Raw genomic sequence first — 21206 nt, forward strand, 5'->3', positions numbered from 1 at the left:
TTTTATTTAGAGAGCAAAAAGTTTAAGAAAGGGGATTGGGATGTCTTACGGTAAGAAGCAAATGCAACAAACAATTTACTACTTTGATAAAACTGACTTTACCGGCTTAAATAGTCAAGAAGCGCAAAAAAGGTTATTGAAATATGGGCCGAATATATTGGAGGAAGGGCACAAAGTTAGTCCTTTGCAAATATTTTTAAACCAGTTTCAAGATTTTATGGTGATGGTTTTATTGGCAGCAACTTTAATTTCTGCTTTGATGGGAGAATTAGCGGATGCTTTGACAATAACGATAATCGTCATTTTAAATGCTGTATTAGGATTTATCCAAGAATATAGAACAGAGCAGTCTTTGGAAGCTTTAAAAAAACTTGCAGCGCCTATTGCAAAAGTTTTGAGGGATGGAGAACAAAAAGAGATAGAGGCTTCTCAGATTGTAATAGATGATATTATTATATTGGAGGCGGGAGATAAAGTTCCAGCAGATGCTGTTTTGATAGAAAGTCATAATTTAGAAGTGGATGAATCGATTTTGACTGGTGAGTCAGTCCCTGTCCACAAGGAAGCTGTAAACAATGTAAAAAGAGCGGCAGTAACTAATAGTAATGTAGTTTATATGGGTACGATTGTTACGAAAGGAAGAGGGAAAGCTATTGTAACTGCTACAGGTATGCAAACAGAAATGGGGAAAATTGCAGGGATGATTAAAGATATTGAAGGAGATGAAACGCCATTACAAAAAAGACTTAATAAACTTGGAAAAGTGTTAGTAGCTGGAGCTCTTGCTATATGCGGTATTGTAATAGTATTAGGAATAATAAGAGGAGAGTCTTTATATTATATGTTTTTATCAGGTGTAAGTCTTGCAGTTGCTGCTATTCCTGAGGGACTTCCTGCTGTTGTTACAGTTTCTTTGGCTATTGGGGTACAAAGGATGCTTAAAAGAAATGCGTTAATAAGAAAATTACCTGCTGTTGAAACTTTGGGATGCACTAATGTAATATGTACGGATAAGACAGGTACTTTGACAGAGAACAAAATGACTGTGACAAAAGTGTTTTGCGATGAAGAAGTTTTTGAAGTAAAAGGTGATAAAAGTAAAGAATTTACTACAATGAGAAATAAAGAGAGAAGCGCTTTTAGAAAGATGTTGGAGATAGGAGCATTGTGCAATAATGCAAAGATTAAGAGGGAAAAGATAAAAATTGGCAAAGAAACTTTAGAAGAAGAAAAATACTTAGGAGACCCTACCGAAGCTGCTATACTTTCTTTTTCAATGAAATCAGGACTTTCTCTTGAATTGGTAGAAAATATTAAAAGAATGGAGGAAATTCCTTTCGATTCAGATAGAAAAAGGATGTCCGTTATTGTGGAGATAAGCGGTGAAAAATATGTCTATGTAAAAGGTGCACCAGATGTAATGTTGGACCTTTGTACATATAAATATACAGAAGGAAAAGAAGTGCCACTTACTGTTTTTGATAAAAAAAGAATATTAGATATCAATGAAAGTTTTGGCAGGGAAGCTTTAAGAGTATTGGCCTTTGCTTATAAAAAGCTTCCTCCTAAATTTCCAATGGTTGCGGAGTTTATAGAAAAAGATTTGGTTTTTGTAGGATTGGAAGGGATGATAGACCCTCCTCGAAGGGAAGTATATGAGGCGATTTTAAAATGCAAGATGGCAGGAATAAAGCCGGTTATGATAACAGGTGACCACAAGATTACTGCAACTGCTATAGCAAAAGAATTAAAAATATTAGGGGAAAATGATAAAGTAATCACAGGGCAGGATTTAGATAACATGGGCGATAAGGACCTTGAGAAAGCTTGTACAAATATTAGTGTTTATGCAAGAGTAACCCCAAGACATAAGCTCAGAATTGTCAGAGCCCTTAGAAACAAAGGTTTTACAGTAGCTATGACAGGGGATGGTGTAAATGATGCTCCAGCTTTGAAAGAGGCAGATATAGGTATTGCTATGGGAAAAGGAGGAACAGAAGTTGCAAAAGAGGCTTCCTCTATGATTTTATTAGATGATAATTTTGCTACTATTGTGGCAGCTGTTGAAGAGGGAAGAATAATTTATGACAATATACGAAAGTTTATACGATTTTTGCTTTCTTGTAATCTTGGAGAAGTTTTGACTATGTTTTTTGCAGCTTTAATGGCCTTAAAATTGCCTCTTGCTCCAATTCAAATATTAATGGTCAATCTTGTTACTGATGGGTTACCAGCTTTAGCTCTGGGGATGGATCCTCCTGAAAAAGATATAATGATGATGAAACCAAGAAACGCTAAAGAAAGTGTGTTTTCAAGAGGGTTGGGTATAAGAATCATTATAGTGGGATTTTTAATGGCAGTAAGTACTCTTGGAGCATATGTATTTGCATTAAGTTATGGGACATTGGAAAAAGCTAGGACTGTAGCTTTTGCTACATTAGTGATGGTAGAGCTGATACACGCCTTTGAGTGCAGGTCAGAAAGAAATTTAATTTTTGAGATAGGGATTTTTACTAATCCTTACTTGGTGTTAGCAGTTTTAACATCATTTTTGCTTTTCTTAGCTACAATATATGTTCCACCTTTAAGTGTTGTGTTTAGGACAACAGTGCTTACTGGCTATGATTGGCTGGTGGTGGTATTTTTCTCTTCAATAGAATTTGTATTTAACAATCTTTATACTGCTTATATAGTACCATTAACTAAGGCGAAGTGAAGTCACTTCGCCTTAGACTAATCTCTTTTTTTTCATATGGAGGAAATATTTTGCATAGGTGAAGTGACTTGTTACAAAATGGCATCCCAATAAAAATATTCATGCTATTTCAGGAAACCACAGTGCTATTTCTCTTTTTGCAGATTCGATACTATCGGAGCCATGGATAATGTTAAAAGTAGTACTATAAGCAAAATCACCTCTTATCGTTCCAGGAAGTGCTTCTTCTACTTTTGTGGCACCATTTAAAAGTCTTACTATTTTTACGGCGTTTTCTCCCTCCAATATCATTGCAAAGACAGGACCGGAAGACATGTACTGTATTAAAAGCTCATAGTAAGGTTTACCTTTATGCTCTTCGTAGTGTTTTTCTAAAAGGTCAATTGTTGGAGTTATTACTTTTGCCGCTTTAAGCCTTAAACCTTTGTTTTCATATCTTTTCAATATTTCTCCTATAAGTCCTCTCTTGACACCGTCGGGTTTTACTATAGCAAGGGTGGTCTCCATTTAAATCAATCCTTTCCTTTTATTAATTTAACATCATTTCTCACAAGAGAAGTAAAGGCGCATATTAATGAAAAGATTCCGGCGGCTATATAAGCTTCTTTAATAGCCATCATAAAGGTAGTGTTGGAAGAAAATTTTAGAGCTTGATAGACTTTTAACCTGTTTGTAAATATAGCGCTTCCTACTGCAATGCCCATTACCATTCCTACATTTCTCATTGTTGCGAGAAAGGCAGAGGCTACCCCTAATCTGTTTTTTGGCGCACTTCCCATTACTGCACTGTTGTTTGGTGTCTGAAAAATGGCATTTCCTACGCCAAAAAAGGGCAAGATGGGTCATAATGGAAAACATAGTAGATTTTTCTGTTAAAGTTACCATAAGAAAAAGGGCTGTTGCAGAAATGAGTGCACCAATAGTTGAGAGGATTTGGGCTCCGTATCTATCAGCTAAAATACCGCTTAAGGGTGCCACGACGAACATGACGAGAGGGAAAGAAGTCATTACTATACCTGCTTTTTCAGTAGTAAATCCTAGATGCTGAAGGAGGAAAGGAGTTAAAAAAGTCATTGTGTTTTGAGACATAAAGTTTAGCAGGGTGCTTATGTTTCCAAAGGTAAAAGACCTTATTTTTAAAAGAGAGAAGTCAAACATAGGAAAGTCTACTTTATTTTCTATAATTACAAAGATTGTTAAAAATGTTACTGATGTCAATAATGAAATTATACTTGGAAGTGATGTCCAACCCCATGTTCCACCTTCTGATATAAAGAGCAAGAGGCTTGCAAGAAAGCCAAAGAAAGAAATAGATCCGTAAATATCAAATTTTTCAGGAACTCCTTTGTTGTCAGGTACCACGATATGAGCCCATATGTAACCTATTATACCGATAGGAACGTTTATATAAAATATAGACTGCCAACCCAAATTTGATAAAAGAAAACCCCCTAATGTAGGACCTATTGCAAGCCCGATAGATATAGACATAGCGTTAATGCCGAGAGCTTTACCTCTTTCGTTTGGAGGAAACACGGATGTTATAATAGCTGATGTCATTGACATTAGCATGCCAGCTCCTATTGCTTGGAAAGCTCGCATAATTATTAACATATATATATTTACAGAAAGACTCAAGATCGCAGAAGATATTGAAAAAGTCAAAAGGCCGTATTGATACAGTTTTTTATAACCCAACATATCGCCAAGTCTTCCAAAAGTCATCATTAGACTACTTAAAACTAATAAATATGTCATGGAGACCCAGCTTACTGTTGTTATATTTGTGTGGAAAATCTTTGTAAATTCTGGCATTGCTATGTTGACTATACTTCCGTCAATTGGCCCCATTATGCTACCAATGACAACTGCAGAAAGAATTAACCATTTGTTGTACTGTTTTTGTGACATTTATTTTCCCTCCGATACTATAAATTATACCACAATCTTTGGCAAAAGTCTGTGCAAAATGTCAGCTAAATAAGTTATCTACTAATTCTTTACACGCACTTGGCAAAAGATAAATGTTGAAAAAAAAGGCATTGTGCAATATAATTATAGAGGAATTTTAAATAAAGAAAAGAATGGATGGGACAAATGATAGATGCAAAAAGACTGATGATAGTAGCTTTTTTCACAATGGTCATAAATCTGATTGACACACTTTCTTATTCAATAAGACCTTCGGGTGTAAGAACTCGAAAGCTTGCTGTTGCTCTTTCGCTTTTTAATATTATGGCTGTGATATCAAGATTATCAAATATGATTCAAGCACCTTTTCTTGGCAGTATTGTAGATATGGCGATAAAAATGGACAAGGTCTATCTCCTTCAAAATGATATGAGAATTGTACTTTTTTCAGCTACATTAGGGGCATTGATAGGAGCACCCCTGATGCCCACTTTTGTATCGATTTTTACTGTTGCCATAAATGGAATGGAAGGGGCTGGAACAGTCCCTAAGCTTATTCTTAAAGGATTTAGATGGAGTAATTTAAAAAAGATAAAGAAAAAAATTGTTTTGCCAAGGCTGTCTATGCTAAAAGGTGTGTGGAAGGCTAACGTACCAAAAACTTTTTTGATATATAACGTTATTATTACTTCTATTTACACCACAGGTATTATCTCTTCACTTTACGCTGGAGCCATTCTTCCTGAGTATAGAATTACAGCCAGTCAGCTTTCGGGTATTGTAAACGGGTTTGCGACTGTATTGTTTACCGTTGTAGTGGACCCTGTGGCGGCTCTTATAACTGACCAGGCCTTAAGCGGTAAAAGGACCCAACATGATGTGGACAGTATGGTAGTGCTTCTTGTGTTGGGGAAAATTTTGGGTACTTTGCTGGCTCAGCTTATATTTATACCAGCTGCAGAGTTGATACTGTTTGTTACAAAATTGATAGTTTAACAAAAAAATAAAAAAATTTTAATACACTTTTTAAGAAAATGGTGTATAATAAAAATTAAAATAAGATTTAATTGCGCTAAGCAATTTGCAGTTAAAGGAGATGGGGTCATTGTATTTCATTAGCCCAACCAAGGGAAAAATGGATATTGATAAAATGTTCCAAGACATTATGGAATTTGTTGAGGGAGACCGGCAATCTAATTACAAGTTGATGGTGGGTACAGACTCTCAACCAGGTAAATCCGTATGCTTTGTCACTGCTGTAATCATATACCGAGAAGGGAAAGGTGCCAGGTATTATTATAGGAAATTTTGTAATAAAAAGGTGTTGTCTTTAAAACAAAGGATTTTTATGGAGGCTACTTATAGCATTGAAATAGCGAATCAGCTTTTTGAAAAGATCAATCAGACTGATAAAAAGGATATAAATATACAGATTCATTTAGACGTAGGGGAAAATGGTAAAACAAGAGATATTATAAAAGAAGTAGTTAACATGGTGTTAGGATGTGGATTTGAAGCACAAGTTAAGCCTGCATCTTATGGGGCTAGCAAAGTAGCTGATAAGCACACTAAAAGTATGGCTAATATTGGATAAGACCTCCCGAAGGAGGTCTTATTTTTATGTCTTTATTTATTTGTCATTTTTACCTCTTTAACTGAAAAAAATACAATTATGCCAAGTAGTAATTTGGGGATTTGTTTTTGTAAAGGATCGAAAGTTGAAAAAATTTAAGAAAAATTTTAAGAAAAAATAAAAAATGTGGTAAAATTTAAATAAGCAATAATTTTAAATTTGAAAAATTTAGGAGGTCATAGAAGTGAATTTTTTGGAAAGATTGTATGGTATATTTTTTCAACCAGTAGAGACAATTAGAGAAATTGTAAGAAAAAAACCTATTTGGCAGGCTGTTATTATAATTATGGTTACAGGACTGTTGACTGTGACAAGCAATTATAATTTTACAATGGATAGGACAGATTTTTTTTCTTACAATACAGGTATGCCTGATTTTGGGAGGTTACGGTCACTATTAGCTATAATGACTGTATTTGGAAGTATTTTTATAGCTCCTTTGACTAATTTTGCTTATGCAGCAGTGTATCATTTTTTAGCTGAAATTTTAGAGGGCAAAATGTATGCCAAAGTAGAGGATAGTGTACCTTTTAATCAAATTGAAGAGAATAATCTTCAAGTTGAACAAAAAACAGGCGATGAAAAGAAAGAAGTAGTAATAGGCACGGCAAAGGGATTGTATTCTGCAATAGGGTTTGCAAAACTTCCCATGATTTTTATGGTTGTTGTAAACTTATTTGTACGTTTGTTAAATCCCAAAACTGGTTTGATATTTATGTATTTATGTTTAGCGATATTTACAATCTGGGTAATTGTTTTAGAAATTATAGCTATAAGAGAAAATTACAAAATGAATACAGGTAATGCAGTGCTTGTATTTTTTCTTCCTTATATAGTTTTGATTGTTCTATTCATAATAATGATGATTTTTATGGGCGCAACCTTTATAAGCGTATTTTCAGGGATTTTAAAAGATATTCCTATACAATAAATTACAGAAATAAAGATTTACAAAATTTCAATAATTTGAGAGGAGGCTTTTGCTCCTCTTTTTTGTTTATACTGTATTTTTTATTTGTCGAAAATTATTTTCTGTTTTGAAGCAGGATTTTTGAAATTTGTAAAGAATATATATTTATAGATAGGTGGTGTTGGGAATGGTGGAAAGTGGGAAAGTTTTAATTAAAGATTTAGAAAAAAAAGACAAAAAAATATTTTCCTTATGGTTGCAAGACATTAATGTGGTTAAATTTTTAATTGATTTGTTTAAAATATCTCGAAGGAAAGACAATGTTTTAAATATACCTTTTGGGAAAAATCGTAAAATGTTCGTATTAGAAACAAAAGATGGTATAAAATTAGGATTCTGTGTGCTATACGATATTGACTGGCAACAAAAAAAGAGCAGTATGTATATTTATATTGAGAAGAAAGAAAATGTAGGCGTAGAAACTGCACAAGAAATAATTAATTCTTTACTCAGAAGGACGGCTTTGAAGTATAATTTAGAGGATATAGAAGTTCATACAAAAAATGATATTTTTGTCAAATGCCTCACGGATATAGAAGACTTTAAAAAAGATGAAGATGGATATAGTTTCCGTATAGCTTTAAATAAGACAAAAGTTCCTGTAAATATAGCCCGATAAGGGCCTTTTACTTTTAGAGTTTTTGTATTATAATTTTATTAAACTTAACAAGTAGAGGGGTTTAGATGAATATACCGAATTTTCTTACATTTATTAGATTTTTGCTTATACCTCTTTTTGTATATACTTTTTTTTATGTTCCTGAGGGGAATACTTATGCTGCAGCGATTTTTATATTATCAGGAATTACGGATATTTTGGATGGTTATATAGCGAGGCACTATAACCAAGTTACAAAAATAGGTACTTTACTTGATCCTCTTGTGGACAAGTTGATGATACTTACTGTTTTAACTAGTTTATGGATAAGAAGTTTAATTCCTTTTTTTGTTATTGCTATATTAATGGTAAAAGAACTATCAATGATAATAGGTGCCGCGATACTTTATAAAAAGCAGGAAATTGCTATACCTGCTAATAAGTATGGCAAAGCAGCGACACTTTTCTTTTATATTGCGATAATTTTTTCAATTTTTAAGTGGCCTTATAGATTTACTTTGGTGATTATAGCGTTGTTATTGGCTGTTTTAGCCTTTATTGTCTACGCCTTGGAGTTTTATAAAAAGACCATAAAAATTATTAAAGAAGAGTGAATGCTTATACAAAAAACAATTTGCACTATGAGGTTACGAAGATACGATAGAGGGGTGTTAATATAGAAATGAAAGACAATCTGAAAAAACTGCAAGAATATTTGTCAAAATTAGATAATGCATTAATTGCTTTTTCTGGAGGTGTAGATAGCACTTTTTTAGCAAAGGTAAGTTATGATGTTTTAGGGAATAGAGCATTAGCTGTGACTGTCACTTCTCCGATACATGCTAAAAGTGAATTAAAAGAAGCTGTAGAGCTTGCTAAAAAAATAGGAATTCCCCATTTGGTTGTGGAGTTTAATGATATTCTTGAAATAGAAGAATTTAGGAAGAATCCTTTAAATAGATGCTATATATGTAAGTTCAATTTATTTTCAAGGTTTAAAGCTATTACAGAAGAAAAGGGCTTCAAATATATTTTAGAAGGTACAAATGCAGATGACGTGTCTGATTTCAGGCCAGGAAGAAGGGCATTAAAAGAATTAGGAATTTTAAGTCCTTTGTTAGAATGTGGCATAAAAAAAGAAGAGATAAGGATTTTATCCAAAGAAATGGGGCTTCCTACATGGGATAAGCCTTCTTATGCATGTCTTGCTTCAAGGATTCCTTATGGGGAAGAAATAACTTATGATAAACTTTCTATGGTAGAAAAGGCGGAAGAGGATTTAAAAGACTTAGGCTTTTCAGGATTTAGAGTGAGATACCATGGAGATGTTGCAAGGGTTGAGCTTCCAAAGGACCAGATGGAGACAATTTTTAAAGAAGGTATAAGGGAAGAAATTGTAAAAAGAATTAAAAGAGCTGGTTTTAAATATGTAGCACTGGATTTAGAAGGGTACAGAGCTGGTAGCTTAAATGAACCTCACATGAGGGTGGTAAAAAATGTATAATGAAAAAATATTGCAGATTTTAATGGAGTTTAAACAAAACAAGTTGTCAACAGATGAAGCTTTAAATGCTTTAAAAAAACTTCCTTATGAAGATTTGGGATTTGCTAAAATTGATTATCACAGAGAGGTAAGAAAGGGATTTCCTGAAGTAATTTTTTGTCAAGGAAAGACTCCCCAGCAGGTTAGAGAAATTGCTTTTAATATGTTTAAAAATGGAAGTAATGTTTTAGGGACGAGAGCATCTCTAGAACATTTTGAAGCAGTGAAAGAGGTAGTAGAAAAAGCAGTCTATTATGAGAAAGCTCGTATAATTTCTATAAGAAATACGCCAATTGAAAAGACAAAGGGCATAATTGGAGTAGTGGCTGCTGGAACTTCTGATTTGCCTGTTGCTGAAGAAGCGGCTATTACTGCAGAACTTATGGGAAACACTGTAAAAAGATTTTATGATGTTGGAGTTGCAGGATTACATAGGCTTTTAGATAAATTAGACGAAATCAGACAATGCCGTGTATTGATTGCAGTTGCTGGTATGGAAGGAGCACTTCCTACTGTTTTAGGAGGATTAATTAGTTCTCCTATAATTGCTGTACCTACCAGTGTAGGATACGGCGCTAATTTTCACGGATTATCCGCTCTTTTAGCAATGCTTAATTCCTGTGCTAGTGGCGTAAGTGTTGTAAATATTGATAACGGTTTTGGGGCGGCTTATTCTGCCAGCTTAATAAATAAAATAGGGGAGGAAACTAAATGAAAGTTTTGTATTTTGACTGTTTTTCTGGAATTTCTGGAGATATGAGTATTGCTTCATTATTATCTCACGTGGACGTGGAAGAGTTTAAAAAGAAGGTAAAGAAAATAGCTTTAGACAATTTTGATATAGAGATAGGGAAAACGCAAAAGAATAGTATAAGTGCTAAGACTTTTAAAGTATTGTATGAAGGAGAGCATCATCATAGGCATATGAAAGATGTGAGAGAAATCATCGAGAAGAGTGATTTAGAGGAAAAAGTTAAGAAAATGAGTGTTGATATGTTCGAGAAATTAGCAGAAGCAGAGGCAAAAGTGCATGGAAAATCTCCCGAAGAAGTGCATTTTCATGAAGTGGGGGCAGTAGATTCTATAGTAGATATAATAGGTACGGCGATACTTATAGACATGATAAAGCCAGATAAGATTGTTTCTTCTCCATTGCCAGTAAGTTCGGGCTTTGTAGATACTCAACATGGACTTATGCCTGTGCCTGCCCCAGCGACAGCAGAACTTTTAAAAGGAATACCTGTGTACCAAAGCGACGTAAAAGGTGAAATTGTGACACCTACCGGTGCCGCTATTGTAAAAACTTTAGCGAATGAGTTTGGTGGTATACCTGACATGAAGATAAATTCTATCGGATATGGTGCTGGCACTAAGGATTTAGAGATACCGAACGTTTTGAGAACATATGTAGGAGAAGAAGTAAAAAAAAACCTGAAGCATTGATGATTTTAGAGACAAATATAGACGATATGAATCCAGAATTTTATCAATATTTGTTTGAACTGCTCTTTAAAAATGGAGCATTGGATGTGTTTTTAACTCCTATTATAATGAAAAAGCAAAGGCCGGGAACCCTCCTCACTGTAATTTGTGAAAAAGAAAATGCTGATAAATTAAAGGAGATAATATTTAGAGAAACTTCTACTTTTGGCATAAGGTATTATGAAGTTTTAAGGCATAAACTGGATAGGGATTTTTCGATAGTAGAGACTCCTTATGGGAAAGTAAGGGTGAAAAGAGGATATTTAAATGGAAAACTTATAAAAGCCTATCCTGAGTATGAAGATGTTAAAGCAATCGCAATAAATACTGGTATTTCAATTAGTGATATTTACAGGAATATAATGAGATATATTGATTTAACATTTTTCAAACATTAAAAGCGGGGATTTAACCCGCTTCAGACTATAGACAAACTTTCGTAAAGGAGATATTTTGCATAAGGAACGACTTGTGACAAAGCGGCAACAAAACTTAGCGAGACCAAGTGTGGAGGCAGGGCCGTAGCCACGGATGGCGGAGGCGGGCACTAAGACAAGGATGTCGAATGTGCCCGGTACCCTGCCGGAACCCGAAGGTCGAGTTTAGTTTTGTCGCTTTGGAACATCGGAGTGACGATGCAAAATATCTCCTTTGAATATTTTTTAACTTTGTCAACAAACTGAAGCGGGGATTTAACCCGCTTTTAATGTAAAATAAAAAGTGGTTCCTACTCCTTCTTGACTTTCTATACCATATTTACTGCCGTGTAATGTCAATATTTCTTTTACTATTGCAAGTCCAAGGCCTGTGCCTGATTTGTTTCCTTTGTAATATCTGTCAAAGATGTGCTCTAAATCTTTTTGAGGTATGCCGCATCCTGTATCTGATATTTTAAGTAAAACATTTTTATCTTGAGATATTGCCTTTATTGAAAGAGTTCCTTCTTTTGTCATACTTGCTATAGCGTTGCTTATTATATTTATAATGGCTCGCTTTATCATTTCCCTATCTGCTATTACCTTAAGTTTAAGATTATTAAGCTTTACTTCTATATTTTTTTCTAAAATTTGAATTTCAAATATGTCTAAAGTTTCAAATATAAGTTTTTCTAAATCTATAGGTTCCTCTTTTATTTCTACCATTCCTGACTGGAGTTTAGAAAGCTGTAACACGTCGTCTACCAGTTTAGACATTCTTTCTGTTTCTTTAATCACTGTATTCAAGTATTTTTCTCGCTTTTCTTTGTCATTTCCATAGTAGTCCAAAAGCATTTCAGAATATCCTCTTATAAGGCCAAGAGGTGTTTTTAAATCATGGCTTATATTTGCAATCAAATCTTTTCTGAACTTGTCTGTGATAGATAACTGTTTTACCATTGTGTTCATAGATTTTGCAAGGTCTCCTAATTCATCGTCTTCTTTGTAATTTATTTTGACATCTAAATTTCCAGAAGCGATTTGGTGAGCAGCATTTTTCAAAATTTGTATAGGTCGAGTAAACTTTTTTGACATGTAAATTGACACAAATAAAATTGCTGCTATTGTGACGACAAAAATCCGCCAAAAAACTTGTTTAAAAAGATTGACAGAGTCGTTTATAGCGGCGATAGGGATGCTCATTATTAAAGTAGCGGGTTTTCCGTTATATAAAAAAGGCCTTACAATAGAAAGATATTCTATATGCAAAAAAGGATGCTCATATTTTACAACTTTTACAGTGTTTATAGGGTGAAGAAGTACTTCAGGGATTCCCAAACCTCGACCGTATCCTCTGTTATTTCCTGCAATTATTATGTTGTTTTGTGTCATTGCGACGACTTGGGCATTAGATTTGTCAATAAGTTCACTTATAAGCATTTCATCGTTGTTATTTATTGCTTCTACAATTTTTTCACTGTAATTTTTAAGTTGATTTATTTTGTAATAAGAGTATATCTTATTAATAAAAACTACTTGAGTAAGCCAAAACATAGATAAAATTATAAGGCCTATGATAAGGTAAGAGATAAAAAGCTTTTTTCTTATTCCTTTCAAATTTATTCACCATCCAATTTGTAACCTATTCCCCACACTGTTTTTATGAGTTTGCGCTTTTCTCCTAATTTTTCTCTTAACTGTTTTATATGGGTATCAACTGTTCTTAAATCTCCATAAAAATCATATCCCCATACTTCATTAAGGCACTTTTCGCGGGATACAACTTTTCCTTTATTATCTATTAAGAGTTTTAAAAGGTCAAATTCTTTTGGCGTAAGGTCAATTTTTTCTCCATCAACCGTAACTTCCCTAGAACTTACATTTATAGAAATTCCTTCATATTCTGTTTTCCCCTCTTCTTCTGAAGCTCCATAAGTTCTTGACAAAATTGCTTTAACGCGAGCGATTACTTCTTTAGGGCTAAAAGGTTTTACAACGTAATCATCTGCTCCTAATTCAAACCCTAAAAGTTTATCATACTCTTCTCCTCTTGCTGTTATCATCATTACAGGCACTTTTGACTTTTCTCTAATTGTTTTTAAAAGGCTCCAACCACTTATATCTGGAAGCATTATATCTAAAAGGATTATGCTTATATCTTTATTATTATTAAAATATTCAAGCCCTATTTTGCCATTTTCAGCTACCAATACTTCATATCCATTATTTTCTAAATAAGTTTTTAAAATATCTCTCATTCCTTCTTCGTCTTCAATTACTAAAACTTTTTGCATAAAAAACACCTCCCATCTTTAGTTTAATTATTTTTTAATCAGTTTACAATATTTAAAATTAAACTTCACACTTTCCTCACAAATTATATAAAATTACTTCAAACTATTTGGGTATCATAAAGAATGAAAAAGGAAAAATTTAAAAGGAGGTATCCATATATGAAGAGAAACAAATGGTTAATAGTTTTAGCAGTTGTATTGGCTTTAGCAATTCCTTTGACAGTTTTTGCAGCAAATACTGATTCACCACTGACAAACAGCATAAAAGGCTTTTTTGGAATTGACACATCAAAGCTTACACCAGAGCAAGAGCAAATAATTACAGATTACAACAAAAGAATAGCCGACCTTGAAAAAGAGTTTATAAACAAACTCTTATCAGAAGGGCTTATAACTCAACAACAAGCAGATAATATAATTAAAAACATTGATAGCAAAGTTTCTAAAGCAAATCAAGACAATGTTCCCTTCTTCATTGGTGGCGGAAGAGGATTTGACAAAGGATATTTTGGAATAGGCCCAATTGATACTTCAAAGCTTACAGAACAACAAAAAGCAGCCTTGACAGAAATATACAAACAAATGGCGTCACTTCAGAAGGATATAGTAAACAAATTGGTTTCTGAAGGATTATTGACTCAAGACCAAGCAAACAAAATCACAAGTGCGATAGATAACACAATAGCTAATGCTGATAAAAAAGGCTATGCTATGTTCGGTGGCAACGATGGATTGGGGTTTATTTTGAGAGGTGTTGATCCATCTAAATTGACAGACCAGCAAAAGAATGAGTTAATCAATTATTACAAACAAATGGCACAATTGCAAAAACAATTAGTTGATAAATTTGTAAGCTTTGGAGTTATTACTCAGGACCAAGGAAATACGATTAAAAATAGAATTGATACAATGGTAAAAAATATGCAACAAAACGGATTGCCTCAAGGATTTTTCAAACATTTTGAAGGAAAAAGAGGAAATTTTAAAGGTAAATGGCAAAATGGAAATGGACAAACCAATACTGCTCCTCAAGGGTATAGTAACTCTCTCTAATTGAATTTTTTGAATAAAAAGAGATGGTTAAAAAAGGCAAGGAATCAACCTTGCCTTTTTTCATAGGACTCTACAATAGGCTTTAACTTTAAAGTGAGATACGAAGCGATAAATGCCTTGATTAAGTCGCCAGGTATAAAAGGAAGTGCCCCGACTAAAATGGCTTTTTTAAATGGTATTCCGGTAACAAAAGAGAGCTGAGTTACTCCTAAAATATAAACAAAAATTATTGCAAATAAGAGGTAACTTAGAAAAATATTAATAAAATTTGCTTTTTTATTTTTTAGAGTCAAAGAAATTAAAAAAGCTGCAAAGGGCCAACTTAAAATATATCCTCCTGTAGGGCCTACTAAAACATTTAAGCCTCCTGTAAGTCCAGCAAACACAGGTATTCCAATTGCACCTAAAAGGTCAAAAATAAAAAGGCTTAAAAATGCTGATGTAGGATTTAAAAGTCCTCCGGCTAACATTACTGCAAAAGTCTGTCCTGTGATAGGTACTGGAGAAAAAGGTAAGGGGATTTTTACAAAACCCATTATAAAAGTAATAGCAGCAAAAAGAGAAGCTAAAATCATGTCTTTAGTTTTTATCATATTTTTCCTCCTCATTGTATTATTACAACAATTATTATATTTTTTTTTAAAAGAATTGTCAACTATTTTTACATAATGGTTAACAATTTTTTAAAAAAGTAGCCCTCTTAAATTTTTAAGAGGGCCAGTAGAATTTTAACTATCTCCATCATCAAATTTTAAATCTGCCATATCATAAGTGAATTCCGCTAAACGAATATTTATGAAAATTGGTATATCGGTTCGCATTGCCAAAGCTATCGCATCACTGGGTCTTGAGTCTATTTTTATAACTCTATCCCCTTGTTTTATATAAAGCTCCGCATAATAAGTGTCATCTTTTAAATCAGTAATTACAACTTTTTCAGGTTTTCCTCCAAGTTCTTCAATAACAGATTTTAAAAGGTCGGGGGTTAAAGGGCGAGGGGGTGTAATTCCTTGAAGAGGGATAGCTATGTTTTGAGCTTCCAGTGGACCTATAACTATAGGCAAAACTTTCTTTTCCTCTTCATCTGTCAATAGGACGGAGAAATTTCCTTCTACGTCCATCGTAATTGCCTTAACATGAAATTTTAACATTTTTTACACCTCGATTTAAAACATCTTCTTATTATCATTATATCATACTTATGCAAATTTAATCTGATTGTTTGCTTTAAAACAACTTAACTGTTGACAATTGGTGAGATTTTATATATATTATATATCAAACAGAATATGGGGCTATGAAAGAGAGGAGTAAGTGTATACTGGCTAAAGAGAGGGAAATCCCATGGGCTGAAAGGATTCCTGCCAAAGGTACACTGAAGGTAGCTCTGGAGCCTGTAAACCGAAGTTTAGTAGGTTTAAACGGGTCTGCCCGTTATAGCTTGAGTGATAAATGAAGGTGGTACCGCGAAATGCCCTTTCGCCCTTTGTGGGTGAAAGGGTTTTAAAATTTTACGGAGGGAGTGTGAGGCATGAAAGAGATAGCTAAAACGTACAATCCAAAGGAATTTGAAGATAGAATTTATGCTTTTTGGATGGAAAAAGGATATTTTACTCCTAAAATAGACTCTGAAAAACAGCCATTTACCATTGTTATACCACCTCCAAACATAACAGGGCAATTGCATATGGGACATGCACTTGATAATACTTTGCAGGACATATTGATAAGATGGAAAAGAATGCAGGGTTATTCAGCTTTGTGGATACCTGGCTCAGACCACGCCAGCATTGCGACGGAGGTAAAAGTTTTAGACACAATAAGAGAAGAAACGGGGCTCACAAAGAAAGAAATAGGAAGAGAAGAGTTTTTGAAAAGGGCATGGGCCTGGAAGGATAAATACGAAAACCGTATTTTAAGCCAATTAAAAAAGTTGGGTTCTTCTTGTGATTGGACAAGGACGCGCTTTACTATGGATGAGGTGTGTTCGAGGGCGGTAAGAGAAGTTTTTGTTTCTCTCTATGAAAAAGGGCTTATATATAGAGGAGACAGGATAATAAATTGGTGTCCTGATTGTAACACTGCTTTATCTGATGCGGAAGTTGAACATAAAGAACATAAAGGACATTTATGGTACATCAAATATCCCATAAAAGGTGAAGATGGATATGTAGTTATAGCTACTACAAGGCCTGAGACGATGCTGGGGGATGTAGCAGTTGCTGTAAATCCTGATGATGAAAGATATAAGGATGTGGTAGGTAAAACTTTGATACTGCCACTTGTAGGAAGGGAGATACCTGTAATTGCTGACAGCTACGTTGACCCTTCATTTGGAACAGGTGCTGTTAAAGTTACACCTGCTCACGATCCAAATGACTTTGAGATGGGGATAAGACACAATCTTGAATTTATCAATATAATGAATGAGAATGCGACGATTAATGAAAACGGGGGAAAATATAAAGGGCTTGATAGGTATGAGGCGCGAGAAAGAATAGTTGAAGACCTCAAAAATCTTGGACTACTTCTAAAAGTTGAAGACCACGTTCACAATGTGGGACATTGTTACAGATGCGATACGGTAGTTGAACCTCTACTTTCCAAGCAGTGGTTTGTAAAGATGGAGCCTTTGGCTAAACCTGCTTTAGAAGTTGTAAAAGAAGGAAAAATTAAGTTTGTCCCTGAAAGATTCGAAAAAATATACACTAATTGGTTAGAAAACATAAAGGATTGGTGTATTTCCAGGCAATTATGGTGGGGACACAGAATTCCTGCCTGGTACTGCGATGACTGTGGCCATATAACTGTATCGCGTAAAGACCCGCAAAAATGTGAAGCTTGTGGAAGTACCAACATACATCAAGACGAAGATGTATTAGATACTTGGTTTAGTTCTGCACTTTGGCCTTTCTCTACTATGGGTTGGCCGGAGGAAACCCAAGACCTCAAATACTTCTATCCTACTGATGTGCTTGTTACGGGATATGACATAATTTTCTTCTGGGTTGCAAGAATGATTTTTATGAGTTTGGAATTTATGAAAGAAGTACCGTTTAAGCATGTTTTGATACATGGTTTAGTCAGGGATGCTCAAGGTAGAAAAATGAGCAAATCTCTTGGCAATGGGATAGACCCATTAGAGGTTATTGAAGAGTATGGAGCAGATACTTTAAGGTTTACATTAGTTATAGGAAATGCTCCAGGAAACGATATGAGGTTTAGTCAGGACAAAGTTGAACTCAGCAGAAACTTTGCAAATAAATTGTGGAACGCTTCAAGATATGTGCTACTTAATTTAACTGATAATGATACTAACCTTTATACGGATGGGTTAACTATTGCTGATAAGTGGATTTTGACAAGGTATAACAATATAGTAAAAGAAGTGACAGAGAATTTAGAAAAATTTGAGTTAGGAATAGCTGCGACAAAACTTTATGACTTTGTGTGGAGCGAATTTTGCGATTGGTATATAGAACTAAGTAAACCTGTGTTATACAGTGATAACCTTGAAGCTAAAAAGGTTACAAAGTCTGTTTTAAGATATGTACTTGATAATACTTTGAGGCTTTTGCACCCCTTTATGCCTTTTATAACCGAAGAAATATGGCAGAATTTACCTCATGAGGGCGAGAGCATAATGGTTGCTGAATGGCCGAAATACAAAGAAGAACTGGATTTCACTGAAGAAGCAAAAAATGCTGAGATTATAATGGAAGCTATTAGGACCATTAGAAATTTAAGAGCAGAAGCAAATGTTTCTCCTTCTAAAAAAGCAAAAGTTATTGTGGCTGTTGAAAATGAAAATTATGTAAAGGTGTTTGAAGTAGGTACAAATTATATAATGAAACTTGCAGGTGCTAGCGAAGTTGTAATTGAAACAGATAAAAGTAAAATTCCTCATAAAGCTTTAAGCGGAGCAATAGAAGGAGGATTGGTGGTACTTCCACTTGAAGATTTAATAGATTTAGAAGAAGAGATAAAGAGGCTTAATGAAGAAAGACAAAAGGTGATAAGCGAAATAGAAAGGGCACAAGGGCTTTTAAACAATGAAAATTTCGTCAAAAAAGCGCCAGAAAAAGTAGTTAATGCAGAAAGAGAAAAATTGGAAAAATATACTACAATGCTTAAAAACATAGAGGAAAGACTTAAGTTATTAAAGAGTTAGCCTCTATTAGGAGGATTTGTATGTTATCTTTGTTTAAAAGGCCACAAAAAGAGCCTCAACTGGTTATAAGAGAGGCTAAGATAAAAGATGCGAGGGGGATAATAAAGCTTTTAAACAGTGTTGGAAGAGAAAAATTGTATATGGTGTCAGAGACATTTAATTGGTCTGAGGAGGAAGAAAAACAGCTTATTAAAAATTTAGACCGCAACAAAGATTTGATCCTAGTGGCAGACTACGGTGGAGAAATCGTAGGCTGCCTTACTCTCTTTCGTTATTATGGAGGAAGGTCTCCTAAAGTACAACATGTAGGAGAAATAGGTATAAGTATAGACGCTCGATTTAGGAATATAGGAATCGGAACAAAATTGTTTACAGAAGCTATTAATTGGGCAAAAAGCAAAGGTTATGAAAAACTTTGCCTTAGTGTTTTTAGTACCAATGAAGTAGCAATACATCTTTACAAAAAATTTGGCTTTGAAGAAGAGGGAAGAAGAAGACGACAGTTTAAAATTGGAGATGAGTATGTAGACGAAGTTTTGATGGGGTTGTTTTTGTAAAATCCGTTTATATGGGAGATGGGCTTAAATGAACTATGAAGAAGCGATTAGCTACATACATGGTACATACAAATTTGGCATAAAGTTGGGATTAGAAAATATAAGAAGATTATTAAGTTATATGGGGAATCCTCAAAAAAGTCTTAAAATTATTCATGTTGCTGGTACAAATGGAAAAGGCTCTACATCAGCTTTTATAAGCAACATTTTGCAGCAGGGTGGATACAAAGTAGCTTTATATACTTCCCCCTATCTCGAAGAATTTGAAGAAAGAATGAGAATAAACGGAGAAAATATTTCCAAGGAAAAGTTGATTTACTATGTTGAGTATATAAAACCTATAATATCTAAAATGGTAGAAGAAGGATACAATCATCCGACGGAATTTGAAGTGGTAACTGCAATTGCTTTTAAATATTTTTACGATGAAAAGGTGGATTTTGTAGTATTAGAAGTAGGACTTGGAGGCAGATTTGACGCGACAAATGCCATAGATTCTTCTTTGGTTTCTGTTATAACGACAATTGATTATGACCATACAGACAGATTAGGGCATACTTTAGGAGAAATTGCTTATGAAAAGGCTGGAATCATCAAGCAAAAGGGAGTTGTGGTGAGTTTTTATCAACAACCAGAAGCGATGAAGGTCATCATAGAAGCCTGTGAAGTAAGAAATGCTTATTTGACTGTACTTGAAAAAAGTAACGTAATTATAAAAGAACAAAACCCTGATTTTCAGATTTTTGACTACAAAAAATACAAGGACTTAAAAATTACTTTATTGGGGGAACATCAGATTTACAATGCTGCTTTAGCGATTGAGAGCGTAGAAAAATTAAGAATGTATGGATACGAAATCACAGAAAAAGATATAAAGGAAGGGCTTTATAGGGCAAAATGGCCTGGAAGATTGGAAGTAATGAGAAAAAAACCCTACGTAGTGATAGACGGTGCTCACAATCCTCAAGGAATGACTGTTTTGAAAGAGTCTCTAAAATTATTTAAATATGATAAATTGATTTTAGTAATTGGAATGCTTAAAGACAAAGATACACAGAAAATGCTGAATATCATTGTGCCAGAGGCAGATATTATAATAACAACTACCCCAATAAGTGAAAGAGCTTATAAAGCAAGTGAACTTGCACAAAAGATAGATAAAGAAAACGTAATTTCAATTGAAAATATTGAAAACGCGGTAAAATATGCCTTGGATATAGCTAAGGAAGAGGATATGGTACTTTTTTGTGGTTCATTGTACATGATTGGTTATGTGAGGTCTATGCTTAAAAAGGTAATAATTAAGATATAGTTTTAATATAATGTAAGGTGTAAAGGCCGTAATGAGAAGGTGGTTGTTATGGAAATAACGGGGACTGCATTGTTACAGGAGATAGATAAGGCACTAAAGGCGATGAAAGAAGCAGAAAGAAATTTAGAAATGCTGGAAAATGACAACTACCTCAAGATAAAGTTAGCAAGGCTAAAGTACGATTTTGCAAGACAAGAATATTTGAGACTCTTAAGGATTGCTAAAGAACAAAAAATCAAATATAACATGAATGAATTGATGGAAAAAATAATAGACGTATGATAAAGCGGTCTTTCGACCGCCTGATTTATTGTTCAGGTAAGTTTGCTACTAATAATGGTTTTTGAAAAAATAATTAAATAGTTTTGAGTTTGGGTAGGGCTATAACTTTATTCATAGTGTAAAATTATCGTAGGATTTTTTTTTGAGTGAAAAAAACAAGAGACAACCCCCGTGATAAAATAGAACTTGGAAACGAAACATTACAGAAAGGGGTGTCTCTTATGAAAAAACATATCTTTGAGGATATTATACTACAAAATGCTCTAAA

20 protein-coding genes, 1 pseudogene and 1 other annotated feature are annotated in these 21206 nt (G+C 34.0%); of the genes and pseudogenes, 15 read left to right on the forward strand and 6 right to left on the reverse strand.

Features of this window, described 5'->3' with window-relative positions:
* The first annotated feature begins 40 nt into the window (after positions 1-40).
* Entirely contained in the window at positions 41-2716 is a 2676-nt protein-coding gene (locus I4N53_RS06835; protein WP_009052670.1) for a calcium-translocating P-type ATPase, SERCA-type, read from the forward strand.
* Between the two features lie 99 nt (positions 2717-2815).
* On the opposite strand, the gene ndk is transcribed toward I4N53_RS06835, so the two are convergent.
* Both ndk and I4N53_RS06845 read right to left on the reverse strand, forming a co-directional pair.
* Positions 2816-3223, reverse strand: a complete 408-nt coding sequence (gene ndk / locus I4N53_RS06840) for a nucleoside-diphosphate kinase (RefSeq protein WP_214495911.1) — start codon at positions 3221-3223, stop codon at positions 2816-2818.
* A gap of 5 nt (positions 3224-3228) precedes the next feature.
* Positions 3229-4627 (reverse strand): annotated as a pseudogene (locus I4N53_RS06845) (MFS transporter).
* A gap of 186 nt (positions 4628-4813) precedes the next feature.
* Here I4N53_RS06845 and I4N53_RS06850 point away from each other — a divergent pair.
* From I4N53_RS06850 to larC (I4N53_RS12550), 9 genes are all read left to right on the forward strand, one after another.
* Positions 4814-5623 (forward strand): lipid II flippase Amj family protein, encoded by an 810-nt coding sequence (locus I4N53_RS06850; RefSeq protein WP_003867733.1) that lies wholly within the window; start codon positions 4814-4816, stop codon positions 5621-5623.
* Between the two features lie 109 nt (positions 5624-5732).
* Positions 5733-6221 carry a ribonuclease H-like YkuK family protein gene (locus I4N53_RS06855; RefSeq protein WP_009052668.1) on the forward strand — a complete coding sequence of 163 codons (489 nt, stop codon included), beginning with the start codon at positions 5733-5735 and terminating at the stop codon, positions 6219-6221.
* 223 nt (positions 6222-6444) lie between these two features.
* On the forward strand, positions 6445-7191 hold the full coding sequence (locus I4N53_RS06860) for a YIP1 family protein (protein WP_214495912.1): 747 nt from the start codon (positions 6445-6447) through the stop codon (positions 7189-7191).
* 166 nt (positions 7192-7357) lie between these two features.
* Complete coding sequence (locus I4N53_RS06865; protein ID WP_013150047.1) at positions 7358-7849, forward strand: hypothetical protein; 492 nt, start codon at positions 7358-7360, stop codon at positions 7847-7849.
* A gap of 65 nt (positions 7850-7914) precedes the next feature.
* A complete protein-coding gene (locus I4N53_RS06870; RefSeq protein WP_012994823.1) occupies positions 7915-8442 on the forward strand; it encodes a CDP-alcohol phosphatidyltransferase family protein in 528 nt (175 codons plus the stop codon).
* A gap of 68 nt (positions 8443-8510) precedes the next feature.
* Positions 8511-9332, forward strand: coding sequence for an ATP-dependent sacrificial sulfur transferase LarE (gene larE / locus I4N53_RS06875; protein WP_214495913.1), 822 nt, complete (start codon positions 8511-8513; stop codon positions 9330-9332).
* The gene (gene larB, locus I4N53_RS06880; protein ID WP_012994825.1) at positions 9325-10086 is read left to right on the forward strand and encodes a nickel pincer cofactor biosynthesis protein LarB; all 762 of its coding nucleotides are present in this window, start codon (positions 9325-9327) and stop codon (positions 10084-10086) included. The genes larE and larB overlap by 8 nt, the downstream gene beginning before the upstream one ends.
* Entirely contained in the window at positions 10083-10814 is a 732-nt protein-coding gene (larC, locus tag I4N53_RS12545; protein WP_214495914.1) for a nickel pincer cofactor biosynthesis protein LarC, read from the forward strand. Before larB ends, larC (I4N53_RS12545) begins: the two co-directional genes overlap by 4 nt.
* Positions 10814-11251, forward strand: a complete 438-nt coding sequence (gene larC / locus I4N53_RS12550; RefSeq protein WP_214495915.1) for a LarC family nickel insertion protein — start codon at positions 10814-10816, stop codon at positions 11249-11251. The genes larC (I4N53_RS12545) and larC (I4N53_RS12550) overlap by 1 nt, the downstream gene beginning before the upstream one ends.
* A gap of 294 nt (positions 11252-11545) precedes the next feature.
* Here larC (I4N53_RS12550) and I4N53_RS06895 read toward each other — a convergent pair whose 3' ends face one another.
* Together I4N53_RS06895 and I4N53_RS06900 are read right to left on the reverse strand one after the other, a co-directional pair.
* Positions 11546-12886: a cell wall metabolism sensor histidine kinase WalK gene (locus I4N53_RS06895; RefSeq protein ID WP_214495916.1), complete on the reverse strand. Its 1341-nt coding sequence runs from the start codon at positions 12884-12886 to the stop codon at positions 11546-11548.
* A gap of 2 nt (positions 12887-12888) precedes the next feature.
* On the reverse strand, positions 12889-13563 hold the full coding sequence (locus tag I4N53_RS06900; RefSeq protein ID WP_009052658.1) for a response regulator transcription factor: 675 nt from the start codon (positions 13561-13563) through the stop codon (positions 12889-12891).
* Between the two features lie 159 nt (positions 13564-13722).
* Between I4N53_RS06900 and I4N53_RS06905 the strand changes: the two genes are divergently transcribed.
* The gene (locus tag I4N53_RS06905; protein ID WP_013570825.1) at positions 13723-14616 is read left to right on the forward strand and encodes a YckD family protein; all 894 of its coding nucleotides are present in this window, start codon (positions 13723-13725) and stop codon (positions 14614-14616) included.
* Between the two features lie 44 nt (positions 14617-14660).
* On the opposite strand, the gene I4N53_RS06910 is transcribed toward I4N53_RS06905, so the two are convergent.
* Positions 14661-15209 (reverse strand): biotin transporter BioY, encoded by a 549-nt coding sequence (locus I4N53_RS06910; RefSeq protein ID WP_012994829.1) that lies wholly within the window; start codon positions 15207-15209, stop codon positions 14661-14663.
* 135 nt (positions 15210-15344) lie between these two features.
* Positions 15345-15767, reverse strand: coding sequence for a bifunctional nuclease family protein (locus tag I4N53_RS06915; RefSeq protein WP_012994830.1), 423 nt, complete (start codon positions 15765-15767; stop codon positions 15345-15347).
* 137 nt (positions 15768-15904) lie between these two features.
* Positions 15905-16106 (forward strand) — a binding site (T-box leader).
* A 41-nt stretch (positions 16107-16147) separates the two neighbouring features.
* Here I4N53_RS06915 and I4N53_RS06920 point away from each other — a divergent pair.
* From I4N53_RS06920 to I4N53_RS06935, 4 genes are read left to right on the forward strand one after another with little or no spacing between them, the layout of a single operon-like run.
* On the forward strand, positions 16148-18787 hold the full coding sequence (locus tag I4N53_RS06920; RefSeq protein WP_028991542.1) for a valine--tRNA ligase: 2640 nt from the start codon (positions 16148-16150) through the stop codon (positions 18785-18787).
* Between the two features lie 20 nt (positions 18788-18807).
* A complete protein-coding gene (locus I4N53_RS06925; protein ID WP_214495917.1) occupies positions 18808-19344 on the forward strand; it encodes a GNAT family N-acetyltransferase in 537 nt (178 codons plus the stop codon).
* A gap of 28 nt (positions 19345-19372) precedes the next feature.
* Positions 19373-20656 (forward strand): folylpolyglutamate synthase/dihydrofolate synthase family protein, encoded by a 1284-nt coding sequence (locus I4N53_RS06930; RefSeq protein ID WP_214495918.1) that lies wholly within the window; start codon positions 19373-19375, stop codon positions 20654-20656.
* Positions 20657-20704: 48 nt separating this feature from the next.
* Complete coding sequence (locus tag I4N53_RS06935) at positions 20705-20938, forward strand: hypothetical protein (RefSeq protein WP_012994834.1); 234 nt, start codon at positions 20705-20707, stop codon at positions 20936-20938.
* Positions 20939-21206 lie beyond the last annotated feature (268 nt).

Origin of the sequence: Thermoanaerobacter sp. CM-CNRG TB177 (assembly GCF_018588165.1) — a bacterium.
GTDB classification, from domain to species: Bacteria; Bacillota; Thermoanaerobacteria; order Thermoanaerobacterales; family Thermoanaerobacteraceae; genus Thermoanaerobacter; species Thermoanaerobacter thermocopriae.